Here is a 14,377-nt window from a genome sequence, read left to right as displayed (position 1 = left end):
AAAAGCGGCCTATAAAGCCGCTTTTTTTATTCCAGTTACTACTAATACTCCCAGAGACTATGTTCGGTTTCCATCAGTTCATACTCTGTTTGGTACGACTTGATCAGGCCTTCCCGATCACCATACATACCAATTAAGTCCTGGTCACCTGGGTTCGCCACTTTTGTGATGCGACCATAGAATAAACGTAGGTCGAAAGCATCAGCCAGGTTTTTGTGTTGAGCCTGGTTTTGCGGGTTATACCAGATAAATTTCTTCGGATCGCTGCGGAACAGCTTATCCAGATCCTTATACTTGAACGAAGCAATTGGTTTTTCAAAACCAGCTTCATTTTTGTCTGCAGGAAGCAGGAGTGTTACTGTCTGAATATCGTAATACAAGCGTGAACGCTTCCGGTCAAAAATCCAGTCTTCCTTAACTTCAAGGATATTTAACTCCTTAGGAAAATACTCATCACCTGAGAAAGTCGAAGCTTTTGCAACAGCTACAGTATCTTTTTTCGGCTCTTCAACTGGCGGGGCAACAACCTGTTTGCCTTTTTTGCCTTTCGCATTTTTGGCTATGGACTTTTTCTTAGGCGTTCCCCAGCCATCATCAGCTGGCTGAGCAGCAGCCGCTTTCTTTGGGCTTCCCCAACCATCATCAGCTGGCTTTTTGTCATCTTTTTTTACAGGATTTCCCCAACCGTCGTCTTTAGCGCCATTTTTACCGTCTTCTGTAAAACCAGCTGCTTTTTCTTCGGCTGAAAGTCCACCACCTGTGTTTGGGATCAACAAATTCTCATGAAATTTCTCAGCAGTAATTTTTGTAGTACAGGAATCATTGGTATAAGCATCAATTAATCCTGCCTTTACCGCTTCCATCAGGTACTTCGAAATCTCATTATTTTTTGAAAACATCGACTGATTCTGTTTCTCCTTCAGGTCGATCCGACGCCAAAGGGTCTTCTTCATCATAATGTCGTTCTCATTGATTGGCCGAATCGAATTTGGATTCGTACCATTGTTTGCTTTTTCCTGAGCCAGGGCTTCTCCTCCTGCCAGGGCCAGCGCAGCTATAGCCAGCACACCGGCGTATCGTATCGTTCTTGCTTCTGTCATGGCTCTTTATTTGTTGTCAATTCAAGATGTTAACGGCTTAATGACCAGTTTAGTACATTAATAAAGCGAAACTTGCTGTAATGGATTACCCATTGGAACATCACTAATTTCCCCACGGAAATTCTGACGCTGTACACCATCAATTTGAATGACTAGTCGATCACCAGGTTGGGCTTCAGCAGCCAGATCGGCAATCGACCCACCACCAGCACCCACCTGGGTAAATTTCACCCGCCGTGTACCACGAACCAGCGAAACGGTAGCACCTGTAGTCCGGAATTTAGCATCGTCGGGTGAATAGGCAGCAAAGCTTGGGTCAGGTATAGCCTGAATACGCACACTACGCGCAGAGGAAACAGGAACGCCACGAGGGTCGTTGGCCCGCGTACCACCTACAAAAATCTCCAGTGTTGGGCGAGGTACCTTATTGACCCGGAAACGCTCTGTACCCAGCAAACTTCCTGCATTGCTAATATTTAGCGATACATTGGCAGAATTTGGTACAACCGTAATTTTTCCCTTCTCACCCGATGAGACAACCGCAGCGCCGTCTGCCGAAAAGTTGGGATTCCACAAAGCGCCCAACTGGGGGCTTTGGATACTCAGCTTGTTAGCACAACCCAGATATAAGGGAGGCATGGTACCCGTTTCGATCTGATAAGATGGCTTTGCCACAAAGTATTCTGCCGAGAGAGGAACTGTCTTTAAACCTGCGGGGGTCTGGTAAGCAATTGAGCCTGTCAACACCCGACGCGAAAGACCATTTTTGTCGTACGTTCCGCCTTGAGCCGTAAATTCAACAATACCTTGACCATCCTGCATCCGTACGGGTCCGCCATTCAGGCTCATGCGTGGTTGAATACCTGACGAAGAAGCCGCCAGGAACATTTGTCCCTTGAACTTCGTACCGGCAACGACCACTTTTGAGTCCATGCTCAACATGGCAATGATTTTATCGAACTTAACATCCTGAGCACCAACCTTACTAGCCAACACATCAAGCACCTCACCTTCAATCCGCCGAATGTCAGCTTGTTTCTGGCTTAGTACTGCCAGGGCAGCCGGAACAGGTGTTTGTGCAAAATTCAATTCAGCAAAATCCTTACGACGCTGATCTGGAGACCGGTTGGCGATGGGATCGTCTTTACCATCTAAGGCCAACGGTGCATATTTTGTACCTGCATATTTCGAAATATTATCGACATACGTATTCAGGTCATTTTTCAGTTTGAAGGCAGCACCATTACGGGTAGTTCCAATCATCAATTGAGCTACTTTCTCTTCTTCGCTCAGGTTTTTGATATTTCCCGACTCATCACGGCCACCGCCAGCATCAACAATCTGTTCTTTCAGCTTGTCGAGTTCACTGATCATATCGGAAGTAAGCTTCCGAACGTCTTCAGCTTGTTTTACAATAGCCAGATCAGTAGCACGATTACCAGATTTTTCAACAGTTCCCCGAATATTATCAACAGTTGCCTGGTTAACCTTATTAACAGCGATGGTAGACTGCTCCAGGCTATTATTTATAAGTACAAATTTTTCCAGAATTGCCGATGTGACCTGTAAAGCCAGCATTGCGGTCAAAACCAGATACATCATCCCGATCATCTTCTGACGGGGTGTCTCTTTTGTGCCTGCCATAAACTATGGTAGTATGAATAAAGGAAGTTGTGTAGGTATACAGTTATAGAGTTGTAAGTATTTTGAGAACCAAGATTTCATGAAAAACCCAGTACGATTCCACAACCTACAACTCTACAACTAACTCTTGTTAGTTGCCACGCATAGCGGTCAGCATGCTGCCATATACGTTATTCAGCGAAGCCAGATTGCCGGTAAGTTTGGCGAGTTCATTTTTGAATTGCTGTGTATCGCGGCTGGCATCACTCATATTTTCCATAGCTGCTGTCAGACTACCGTAGAAAGCATTCATAGCTTTCAGGTGTTTGCTGGTATCCTGCAATTCCAGTTCGTAAACAGCATTAAGTGCGCCCATATTTTTAGTTACCTTCTGGAACTGATCGCGGTAATCCTTCGCATCGGTGGTAGCATCGGCCATCGAATTCATGGCCGTGATCGCCGTGCCATAAGATTTGTTCATCTCACTGATTGAACTCGAAGCCGACTTCACGTTACGAGCGTAGTCGTTGGTTGCTACTGTTGCCTCGGTCAGATCAGATAGTTTCGATACGGTATCATTCAGGTTACGGAAACCAGAACCCAACTTCTCAAATACGTCGGGCGTCACTTTAGCCTGGGCTAGCATTTGGTCCATATTAGCTGTCAGACCGTTGGCTTGTGGAGTTGGCTTACGGGCTTCCCCCTTAAAATCGTCGGCTAGTTCAGGATACACGCGTTCCCAAGCATACTCACTTGAGGCCGTTGCTGGGTTGGTAAAGCTCTGAATTGCGTAAAGAACAAAGATGACAACTTCGGTAAGAAGACCGGCTGTTAATAACCAGCCAAATTGTTCGTTGTGGGTAATTTTAGCCCATGCCCCGGCAATAACGACGGCGGCACCGGCACTATAAATGGTTGGTACTAAACGATCCCAAAAGAAATTTACTGACTTTGCTGCTGCCATGATAAGCGATTGTTGGTTGGACTAGGTAATTGACTTTGTTATGAGTTATACTTTTTTTGAGGCCGATTTTTTGCTGCTCTTGCTCTTACTACTCCCTCCAAGCCTACTACCACGAGCCGATGCAGTCCGTCCTTCCAGGTTGTCCATAATGCAACGGAATCCAATATAAGAACGCTTTTGATCTTCGTATTCGTAATAACGTGTGCCCGTTTCAAGATAATAGGCAATGTCTTTCCAGGAACCACCCCGAACAACTTTACGAGGTTCATCGGCATTCTGGTTATCGGGGTTCATATCCCAAACAATAGCATTCGTGTTTTCGGCATAAGCATCGCGGCACCATTCGGCTACGTTACCAGCCATGTTATAGAGGCCGTAATCGTTTGGGCTGTAGGCGGTTGCTGGAGCTGTGTATGGATAGCCATCTGCGTCGAAATTACCACGCTGCGGTTTGAAGTTTGCCAGGTAGCATCCTTTTCCGTTAGCTACGTATGGGTTCCCCCAAGGATACTTAGCCCCGTTTTTACCCCCCCGGGCAGCCCATTCCCACTCAGCTTCTGATGGAAGTCGGAAACCAAACGATTTATACCCACCTTCTTTCGTACGGTAATCATCCAGCATATTCGTACGCCATTTGCAGAAGTGGTTGGCGGCAATCCAGCTTACCCCTACTACCGGGTATGTATCGAAGGCAGGGTGTGCATAATAGTGCTCCAGCATTGGATCGCCATTATGATAGGTGAAGTCATTTTTCCAGACAGTCGTATCTGGATAAAACTTCGACATAATTTCTTCTTCGCCCAGCGTCGAAACCGAATCAGCGAGCAATGCATTAATGTACTGACGGTATTCGTGGTTCGAAATCTCAGCATCGTCCATATAAAACGAACTGATCGTTACCTGACGGTTCATGTTGATCTGGGTTGCCGCTACATCTTCATCGGCCTGCCCCATGATAAACGAACCCGAAGGAATCAGCACCATACCATAGGGAGTTGGCTGCTTCCAGCCTTTACGGCCCGTAGCCGTAATTTCTCCGTTGGTAACGCCAACTTCTCCTCCTTTGCCACCTTTACTAAATTTTGATTTCAGGAAGCCACAACCTTGCATTAGCAGTACGACTGCTGCGACCATCACCATCCGGGTTGCGTTGACTGTATTATACTTCATCATCGTAGAACTTTGCTTCTTCTTGTGCGAGACCAGACTAAAAACGAAAATCTGTTTGGTTATTGTATGTAAAACCAGGACCTGAATAATTTTCTAACTCTATCCCGACTCAATGGGTTTTATGATTTAGACGAATTAGTACTGTATGAATCAGTCCATTCCCTCAAAAATAAGTGGCTATTTGCAAACTGCCTAACAAGAATACTGCCAAAATAGTCTGCAAACCTAAATTTTAGCCATTTTCTATCTCTTTAATATCGGAAACGAGGGGTTCTGATAATTGGTTTTTTCCGCGTATCGATGGTCGGTAAGGCATACCCCAGAATAAGTTCAACAGAGCTTCCACTTTTTATCTGTGTTCCACTTGTCACAATATCGAACGCTCCACCGATCCGCAATGCATTGTTTCGCATTAAGTTAATGCCTGCTGTTACCATAACGGCATCCTTAACCCGATAGCCTACCCCGGCCCAGATACGATTGTCGTACGTACCTACTACATTGACAGTGGCCACGGATCCAGGTAACCCTTGTTTGGTACTATATTGTAACAATACGGACGGTTGTATGTCAATGTTATAACCAAAACCTAGCCGATACCCAGCCGACAGATACGCCTTTGGCTCTGCCTGGTCAGTTTCATATCCTTTGGTATAACTATAGGTAGCCTGATTTAAGTGATTCATACTCAGTCCAACCCAGTAATCGGTCGTATTATAATAGAGACCAGCAGCAATATCAGGTTTAAACAGATTGATACGTCCTCCTCCAAGGAGCGGATCGCCGGGATCAGTAGGCCGAAACTGGTTAAAATCATAGCCTCGGTTAAACATCCCCGCCTGAACACCTAACGCTAGCGTTCCATTTTTCAACGCAAGCCGATACGCATAGGAAAGCTGTATGGCCTGGTTGATAGATGGGCCGTATTTATCATTCAACGCATAAATACCAATACCGCTTTTTATTTTATCCAAAGGCATCGTAAAGGATAGCAACTGTGTGCTTTGCGCAGCACTACCATCTCCATTCCCTATCGTTTGGTAGCCCATATACTGGGTCCGATGAGTAAGCTGGACTCTGGTTACCCCTTCCGACCCAGCGGCTGCCGGGTTGTAATAAAGAGGGTTGTACATATACATACTAAACTGAGGATCCTGCTGCGCCAGAACAGTTGATACAGCCATCGTCAGCGATAAAAAGGCAAAAACGTAAAATGTGCGAATCATACGGCCTAAGCAAATTTCAGAACTGCCATTTAGCGCTCTGAGAAATAAATCACAGTTTACATGTAAACGTGCGTAAGCGCAAATTATTGGCCTATAAAAAAAGCCTAAATGCCGGAAATTAGGGGATTAACCTGATTCCGGCATTTCGTTTCGTATAACCGCTAACGGCTCTCAATTGTTGGCCTTTTTTAGGTACAGGTCTAATGCCCCCGTCATTGAGGGTGCATTAGGTAATGGCGCTTCAATATCAAGCGTCAATCCGGCATCTGTAATGGCTTTGGCTGTAGTAGGCCCGAAAGCAGCCATGCGAATACCGTTCTGATTAAATTCGGGAAAATTGCTAAACAACGAACTTACTCCCGACGGACTAAAAAACGCAATAATATCGTAACTCTTGATATCCAGATCAGAAAGATCGGTAGGAACCGTCTCATACATCACCGCTTCGGTGAAATGCAGCCCACTGGTATCCATAAACTCTGGAATATCGTTTCGACGGATGTTGGAGCATGGAAACAGAAATTTCTCGTTCTTATGCTTTTTAATCAGATCGAAGAGCTCAGTAGCGGTTTTAGTCCCATTAAATATTTTACGCTTTCGGATAACAATGTACTTCTGAAGATAATTGGCCGTTTGCTCCGAAATACAAAAGTATTTCATATCGGCCGGAACCTCGATCCGTCCTTCCTGGCAAATCCGGAAAAAGTGGTCGATGGCATTACGGCTGGTAAAAATAATGGCCGTGTGCGCCAGGATGTTAATTTTCTGACGCCGGAAATCCTTGTGCGACACACCCTGAATCTGGATAAACGGGCGGAAGTCGATCTGGATGTTGTACTTGCTGGCTAAATCGAAATAAGGAGATTTCTCGTCGGCGGGTCGGGATTGGGTCACTAACATCCGGTTTACTTTCGTAAGCCGGGCTTCGGCAGATTGCATGCTCGTCTCGTTCATCGAATCTCTACGCGGGTAATAGTCGGTTGGCAGTCGACAGCTTCCCTGAATAGTGCAAACTTATTCGCTGACTATCAGTTACACTGCGGGCTGAACATTCACTCATCAGATTGCAAAACGCAAACCAATGATGAGTGGGATCAATTCAACGATACAAAGGTACGAAAATAAATAAAGATTCTTGATAGGGTCCAGACTACGGATCACAAAGTAAAGTAAGGCAAGTCGGGCAGCATAAAACACGATCAATGGTATCAGTAGCGCGTTTTGAGGCCAGTTTACTGTCGAAATATTATAGGCAATTATGGTTAATAGTAAAGCTAGAAATGTAAAAAATAATAGGGAAGATTGTAAAATTTTAAAGTAATGAACATTTACAACCTCTTCAAGCCTGTAAAGCCCCCCCATAATCTCCAGGGCGATATACTTACCGATCAGGCTCATAAACGCAACGCCACTTAGCAGAAAAAATTCGCCAATCAGCCAGCCAAAATGCTGCTCACTTAACAACAATTCCCGGGAAGCAAATACATCGATGTTGCGGCTCTGAGCAAACACAATCAGGTAGGCAATTACGAAGCTCAGGTTTAGTACAAACAGCATATTCGTACTACTGAGTGGCCTGTTGATGAGGAATGATTCTTCTTGAGCCCGCAACGAAATCAGATCCCGGAGGCTGTAAAACCGTAAAAAAGCCCGATGATAAAAGCTAAATAAAAAGGCATGGGTAGCTAGCAGAAACAATAGCCCCGCGCCCAGAAAGTCATCGTAGATGGTTCGAATACGCGGACGAACACTCAGATTATCGTCGCGCAGGACAACTGGCTTCTGCGTAGCCGATTTAGGATAACCGATAAACAGTTGCTTATCCTGAAGGCCGGGAGCGCCATAAATCGTCAGAAATAATTCGGGCTGGTGATATACCCGATATAAACTATCAATGCTCAACACCTGCCACTGCCCTGGTCGGAGCCTACGTTTAAGCGCTGCATTGATAAAAAGATAGCCATCCTCCTGAGCCGAAATAAGTAGACTATACTGCCGATTACTTTCCAGATCGATGTATACACTCAGCGCCGTCTGGCTGGCATGAAGCTCAACAATATATGGGACATACGCCTTTGTCCGTTCATCATACACCTGAAAGTCATCGTGAAAATCATGAACGGGATAATATTTCCCTCCAGGGCCAATACCTGTATTTCGGGACTGGCCAAACGTAACGAGTGAAAGAGCGGACGAGTGAACGAGTATTGCTATACAGATGACCAGTATATGCACCCTTTGGCCTTTTACTCGTTCACTCGTTCGCTCTTTCACTCGTTCGCTCTTTTATTTGCCTAATGCCTTGAGCATCGTATCGCCGATAAGGGCGGGTGATTCAACTACGTGGATACCACACTCACGCATGATAGCCATTTTAGCGGCTGCTGTATCGTCGGCACCACCAACAATGGCTCCAGCATGACCCATCCGACGACCTTTCGGCGCGGTCTGTCCAGCAATGAAGCCTACTACGGGTTTACGGTTCCCATCCGCTTTAATCCAGCGAGCAGCTTCAGCTTCCATACCACCGCCAATTTCACCGATCATTACGATAGCTTCGGTTCCGGGGTCATTCATCAGCAGTTCAACCGCCTGTTTGGTCGTTGTCCCAATGATTGGGTCACCACCGATACCAATTGCTGTCGACTGTCCTAAGCCCGCTTTGGTCAACTGATCAACAGCTTCATAAGTTAGTGTACCGGATTTTGATACGATCCCGATCGTGCCTTTCTTAAAAATAAATCCAGGCATGATACCGACTTTACATTCCTCAGCCGTCATAACACCCGGACAGTTTGGCCCAATAAGCCGAACATCTTTATCTGCCAGGTAGTTTTTAACGGCTACCATATCTTCTGTCGGAATACCCTCCGTAATACAGATAATTACTTTGATGCCAGCCTCAGCAGCTTCCATTATAGCATCGGCAGCAAAAGCAGGGGGCACAAAAATGATCGAAACATTAGCACCGGCTTTATCAACAGCCTCCTGAACAGTATTGAACACAGGCCGGTCGAGGTGCGTCTGACCGCCCTTACCAGGCGTTACGCCACCAACTACATTGGTACCATATTCGATCATCTGCTGGGCATGAAAACTGCCTTCCGAGCCAGTAAAGCCCTGGACGATTACTTTAGATTCTTTGTTGACTAAAACAGACATGATAGGTTTTAGAAATCGTTGGCGATACGGTTAACTAGAGGAAAGAAGCAAACCCATACAAAGAAAGGCGGATGCCGTTCAGATACTTTTTCTTTGTATGACTACTTATCTCGCATCTCGTAAAAAGTTGGGCAAAAGTAGCCGAAACTTCCTAAATTACGTGATGATTTTTTCACACATCCTTTCCGGATCCATTTTAGTCGGGGCGGGCGTTGGGGTGTTTTGGCACTTTTTCGGGCGCATTTCCCTTTACAACCGACTTTTATGGGGCTTTTTTTTGCTTACAACTTCCTTGGCAGCTCTCGTTGGCGTTATTCATTTTGCCGGAAATGAGTCACTTAAGCCTTTTCACCATTCGTTGATCGTTTTATCTGATTCTCTGGGCGTTGTATGCGTAGTAACAGCCGTTTACGCCTTACTTAACCAACGTGTCTTATCTTGGTTAACATTTGTAGCGACCGTCGTTTTTGGGCTGTTTCTGTTCATCAATCTGTTGTCGCCCAATGCACAGGTTTTTACACCTATTATTCTTTCTCTTGGCATATTAGTACTGATGCTACTGGCCGTGTTTTCATTACTTCAACGTAATAAACGCGGTATGTGGGTCGTACTGGCGGCTATGGCTATGGGTCTGGCCACAAAATCCGACGCTTTTAGCAGCCTGATTCATCCTACGGATTTTTACCATTATGTTACGGCACTGGCTTTATGGTTCTTCGGCAAAGCTTCCGAACAATCGGCTGCAGCTCGGTAAGTGATTATTCAGAAATTAATCTAACCAATTTGTTCGCTTGGCAGTTACAGGAGGCAGCATAACTGGGTGGGAGCCACCCAGGCTGTTTAACTGGTTTCACTACCTTTTTCAACGAACGTGAATCTACTGGAATTAGCCCACGATCCGGTTCAGGCCGCTCAGGCCGCCCGGCTTGTTTATATGAACGATACTATGCCTGGTATTCACCGGCAACGGCATGGTCAAGAGTTTGTTTATGTCGATCCTAAAGGGAACCCGCTAGATGATGAAAAGACATTGTGCCGTATTCGCAGTATGGCCCTCCCGCCCGCCTGGGAAAATGTCTGGATCAGTCCTAAACCCAACGGGCATTTACAGGCTACAGGTATCGACACAAAACAACGAAAACAATATCGATACCATGCCAAATGGAATGCCATCCGGAGCGAAACGAAATTCTTTCGGATGGTCGCTTTTGGCGAGTCTCTTCCTGCTTTGCGGGCCCGTATTGCGAAGGACTTAAACAGACCTACCCTATCACGTGAAAAAGTCATTGCTATTGCGCTGAGTGTCATGGAGCAAACCCTGATTCGAATAGGCAATTCGGCTTATGAGAAAGAATATGGCTCGTATGGATTAACCACGCTCAAAGACCGACACGTTAAACTGGAGGGCAGCGATGTACGATTCAGCTTTAAAGGAAAGAAAGGCATTTATCACGAGATAACGCTCCACGACCGTCGATTGGCCCGATTGGTAAAAGCCTGTCGTGACATTCCGGGCAAGGAGCTATTTCAGTATCTGGACCAAAACGGGGAACGACACTCGATCGATTCGGGCATGGTTAACGATTACCTGCGCGAAACGATGGATGGCGATTTTTCGGCCAAAGATTTTCGTACCTGGGCAGGTACTGTCAATGCGTTGCGGCTACTGGTTGAACTGGGGCCTTGCGAAAATGAGAAAGAAGCGAAGACAAACGTTAATACGGTGCTCGATCAGGTTGCCCATCAATTAGGTAACACGCGAACTGTTTGCCGAAAGCATTATGTGCATCCTCAAATACTGGAGGCTTATGAGTGTCAGGATCTGATGCCTTATTTTAAACAAAAAACCCGGTTCCGTCAAACCAGCCCTTACGGCCTCGATGGGGTTGAGAAGCTACTAATCAAGTTTTTGAACGACCAGATCAAGGTAATAGTGTGATGGGAGTGGTAAGTAGCCACTCCCATCACACTATCGGTCAAAGCCCTAGTTGCTGGGTGATGGTACTACTCAACCGAAGTAACTCTATCTCAGTCGCTTTAGCCGTATATTCAGCCTCAATCAGGCGGGTCTGTGCATCTACTGAAGTCCGCTGTACATCTCTGAATTCAACGAAGGTAGAATTTCCGATTCGATAGCGATCGTAGGCAATTTCGACGTTCTGATTAGCTAGTTGGTTATTCAATACTTCTAAATTCAGAATACGCAGGCTGTTTTGATAGGCCTGATACGTCTGATTAAGTGCCGTAATGAGTTGAAGCCGCTGATTCGACTCCTGATCCTGAGCGATAATCGTATTGACCTTAGCATTCTGAATCTGTCGTTTTAAGTTGTATCCATTAAAAATCGGTATCGACGCCACTACGTTGTACGTGATAGCACTTGTACGGCCTGTAGCCACCCCAAAACCGCCCTGGTTATCAATAAATTGGTAATTATACCCTGTTTGGGCTGTCACCAGGGGAAGTTGGGCCGAATTCGCCAACTGTACGTTTAAATCAGCAAATGCCCGGTTAAGCACAGCCGCAGCCAGCAAGGGGTTGTTTGCATTTAAGGATTCCTGCAGGGGAGCCAATTGCAGATTTGGGTGAGCTACAATGGTATCCCGAACAGAAAACTCCGTCTGTGGATCACGAATCAGTAAATTATTCAGGATGATCTTCGCATTACGTAATGCCTGCTCCTGCGATAATAAAGCCGCACTGTCCGTATTATAATCGACCTGTGCACTCAAGAAATCGACTTTAGAACGAGTACCAACTTCATAGTTAGCACGTGCCAGTTCAAGCCGTTCCCGCGAAATATCGAGGGCCTGACTGAAGGTGATTAGCCGGCGTAATTGGCGGACCACATCATAGTAGCTCGTAGTTACACTAGCTATGGTAGCCTCTACGTTTGCGCGGGTATTGACGGTACTTATCTTGAGCAACTGCTCAAGTTGCGAGTAAAATGACCGTCGATAATAACCATTGAAAATAGTATAGTTCAGGTTAACGCCCAGGTTCGACGTACGGTTAAATATCCCACTTCCTTCCCGTGGTGGCTGAAGGTTGCCAATGGTTGTTTGCCGAAAACTTTGCAGGCTTCCGTTTGAGTTCCCATTGAAAGTTAACGAAGGTAAATACCCTGCATTCCCTTTACTGTAGTTATTCCGGGCGATTTCCTCCTGAGAACGATTGATATGAATTTGATAGTTCTTACTAACGGCCTGATCAACGGCTTGCTGAAGCGTCAACAATTCACCTGGCTGGGGCAGTGTGGCCATCGTGAAAGTTCGTTGCTGAGCGCGTTGGATTGCATTAGGAGTTTGTTGAGAAAAAGCCAGAAAAGGTAGGCAGACAAAAAGAAGACAACTGCTGAGTTTCATTGATTAACGGTTATAACTACAAGTAGGACAAAAGTAAGAGAATCTGCAATTGGCCCGTCAGCTTATTAACCTTTCGTTTAACTTGCACACTATCTTTTTTTCCCCAACCAGTATGAAACACCTTTTTCTGCTATTTTCTACTCTATCACTCCTATTATCTGGATGTTCCTTCAAAAAAAAGGCAGATCTGCTCGTAACAAATGCCCGCGTTTATACCGCTGATTCGAGCTTTTCGATGGCCAATGCCTTTGTCATAAAAGATGGAAAATTTTTAGCTGTTGGCGATAGTAGGGCTCTGGCAGAGAAGTATGAAGCCGCTACTCAGGTCGATCTGGCTGGCCAGCCTGTTTACCCCGGTTTTTATGACCCGCATGCCCATTTTCTGGGACTCGGTCAGGTACTCGATCAGGCCGATCTGGTTGGAGCCGAATCCTACGATGAAGTCATTAATCGACTCAAAACGTTTTACCAGGCTCATCCAAACGCGATTTGGCTGACAGGCCGGGGCTGGGATCAAAATGATTGGCCCGAAAAAGCGTTTCCTACCAAAGAAAAATTAGACGAAGCCTTTCCAAATGTTCCGGTTGCCCTGACCCGCATTGACGGACACGCCTTACTCGTCAATTCAAAAGCACTTCGTTTGGCCAATGTAACGGGAGGATCGCAGGTGGCCGGAGGAGAAGTAGTTTTAGAGGCTGGGCAACCCACGGGTGTGCTAGTCGATAATGCCATGCAGTTTGTAAAACGGGTTATCCCCCGCCCCGATGCCAGCGACAAAGCCCGGATGCTGCTCAATGCCGAAAAAGCCTGTGTAGCTTTGGGTCTCACAACCGTATCCGACGCGGGTATCAGCCCTGACGAAATCAATTTGATCGATAGCCTCCAACAGGCTGGTAAGCTGAAAATACGGGATTATGCCATGGTTAGCCTGGGTGAACCGAACCTGAATTATTTCCTGAAGCGTGGGCCGTTTCAAACCGACCGCTTAACGGTTCGCTCGTTCAAGTTATATGCCGATGGGGCTTTAGGATCACGAGGGGCCTGCCTTCGTAAACCATACAGCGACCGCCCCGAAACCAGTGGCTTTCTTTTACTTAGCCCCTCCGAACTGGAACGGATCACCAAGTTACTGTACAACTCTAAATTTCAGGCCAATACGCACTGCATTGGCGACTCAGCCAACCACCTGATGCTCGACTTGTATGGCCGATTATTGGAAGGCAAAAACAACCGGCGCTGGCGGATTGAACATGCCCAGGTCGTTTCGCCCGAAGATGTCTGGAAATTTGGTCGCTATTCCATCATTCCGTCAGTTCAGCCCACTCATGCGACATCAGATATGTATTGGGCTGGCGACCGATTAGGGCCTATTCGGGTAAAGGGGGCCTATGCATTCAACGATCTGATGAAACAAAACGGAACGATTACGTTTGGCAGCGATTTTCCGGTAGAAGCCGTCAATCCCTTATTTGGCTTTCACGCAGCCGTAGCTAGGCAGGATGCGAAAAATTTTCCTACAGGCGGCTATCAGATGGAAAATGCCGTTGATCGGAAATCGGCTTTGCTGGCCATGACCCGCTGGGCGGCCTACGCCTGTTTCGAAGATCACCTGCGCGGTTGTATCGCCCCCGGCAAACAAGCGGACTTCGTCATTCTGGATCAGGACATTATGCTGATTCCCAACCCCAAAATCCGGCAAACTAAAGTACGTCAGACCTGGATCAACGGCGAGCGGGTATTTTAAAAATATAGAACCGCCCGTGCGGT

The 14,377-nt window shown here is 46.3% G+C and carries 12 protein-coding genes; 3 read left to right on the top strand and 9 right to left on the bottom strand.

All coding sequences use genetic code 11. From position 1 onward, the window contains the following. Window positions 1-41: 41 nt before the first annotated feature. The 8 genes from porN to sucD form a co-directional block, all read right to left on the bottom strand. Entirely contained in the window at window positions 42-1,100 is a 1,059-nt protein-coding gene (porN, locus tag B5M13_RS06655) for a type IX secretion system ring subunit PorN/GldN (protein WP_080054935.1), read from the bottom strand. Between the two features lie 57 nt (window positions 1,101-1,157). Then, window positions 1,158-2,744 (bottom strand): type IX secretion system motor protein PorM/GldM, encoded by a 1,587-nt coding sequence (gene porM, locus B5M13_RS06650; protein ID WP_080054934.1) that lies wholly within the window; start codon window positions 2,742-2,744, stop codon window positions 1,158-1,160. 130 nt (window positions 2,745-2,874) lie between these two features. After that, entirely contained in the window at window positions 2,875-3,687 is an 813-nt protein-coding gene (gene porL / locus B5M13_RS06645) for a type IX secretion system motor protein PorL/GldL (protein WP_080054933.1), read from the bottom strand. A gap of 45 nt (window positions 3,688-3,732) precedes the next feature. Then, a complete protein-coding gene (gene porK / locus B5M13_RS06640; protein ID WP_080054932.1) occupies window positions 3,733-4,860 on the bottom strand; it encodes a T9SS ring complex lipoprotein PorK/GldK in 1,128 nt (375 codons plus the stop codon). Window positions 4,861-5,108: 248 nt separating this feature from the next. Continuing rightward, on the bottom strand, window positions 5,109-6,083 hold the full coding sequence (locus B5M13_RS06635; RefSeq protein WP_080054931.1) for a PorP/SprF family type IX secretion system membrane protein: 975 nt from the start codon (window positions 6,081-6,083) through the stop codon (window positions 5,109-5,111). 171 nt (window positions 6,084-6,254) lie between these two features. Further along, on the bottom strand, window positions 6,255-7,037 hold the full coding sequence (locus B5M13_RS06630) for a uroporphyrinogen-III synthase (RefSeq protein ID WP_080054930.1): 783 nt from the start codon (window positions 7,035-7,037) through the stop codon (window positions 6,255-6,257). A 105-nt stretch (window positions 7,038-7,142) separates the two neighbouring features. Beyond that, a complete protein-coding gene (locus tag B5M13_RS06625; RefSeq protein ID WP_394334306.1) occupies window positions 7,143-8,357 on the bottom strand; it encodes a DUF4271 domain-containing protein in 1,215 nt (404 codons plus the stop codon). A 12-nt stretch (window positions 8,358-8,369) separates the two neighbouring features. After that, window positions 8,370-9,245 (bottom strand): succinate--CoA ligase subunit alpha, encoded by an 876-nt coding sequence (sucD, locus tag B5M13_RS06620; RefSeq protein WP_080054929.1) that lies wholly within the window; start codon window positions 9,243-9,245, stop codon window positions 8,370-8,372. A gap of 97 nt (window positions 9,246-9,342) precedes the next feature. Between sucD and B5M13_RS06615 the strand changes: the two genes are divergently transcribed. Together B5M13_RS06615 and B5M13_RS06610 are read left to right on the top strand one after the other, a co-directional pair. Then, window positions 9,343-9,999, top strand: coding sequence for a DUF6962 family protein (locus tag B5M13_RS06615; RefSeq protein WP_080054928.1), 657 nt, complete (start codon window positions 9,343-9,345; stop codon window positions 9,997-9,999). A 117-nt stretch (window positions 10,000-10,116) separates the two neighbouring features. Continuing rightward, window positions 10,117-11,184, top strand: a complete 1,068-nt coding sequence (locus tag B5M13_RS06610) for a DNA topoisomerase IB (RefSeq protein WP_080054927.1) — start codon at window positions 10,117-10,119, stop codon at window positions 11,182-11,184. Between the two features lie 37 nt (window positions 11,185-11,221). On the opposite strand, the gene B5M13_RS06605 is transcribed toward B5M13_RS06610, so the two are convergent. Continuing rightward, entirely contained in the window at window positions 11,222-12,610 is a 1,389-nt protein-coding gene (locus B5M13_RS06605; protein WP_080054926.1) for a TolC family protein, read from the bottom strand. A 112-nt stretch (window positions 12,611-12,722) separates the two neighbouring features. On the opposite strand from B5M13_RS06605, the gene B5M13_RS06600 reads away from it, so the two are divergent. Then, window positions 12,723-14,354, top strand: coding sequence for an amidohydrolase (locus B5M13_RS06600; protein ID WP_080054925.1), 1,632 nt, complete (start codon window positions 12,723-12,725; stop codon window positions 14,352-14,354). Window positions 14,355-14,377: the final 23 nt, after the last annotated feature.

The sequence above is a fragment of the Spirosoma aerolatum genome (assembly GCF_002056795.1).
Taxonomy (GTDB): domain Bacteria; phylum Bacteroidota; class Bacteroidia; order Cytophagales; family Spirosomataceae; genus Spirosoma; species Spirosoma aerolatum.
This window is presented reverse-complemented; position numbering and strand designations above follow the sequence as displayed.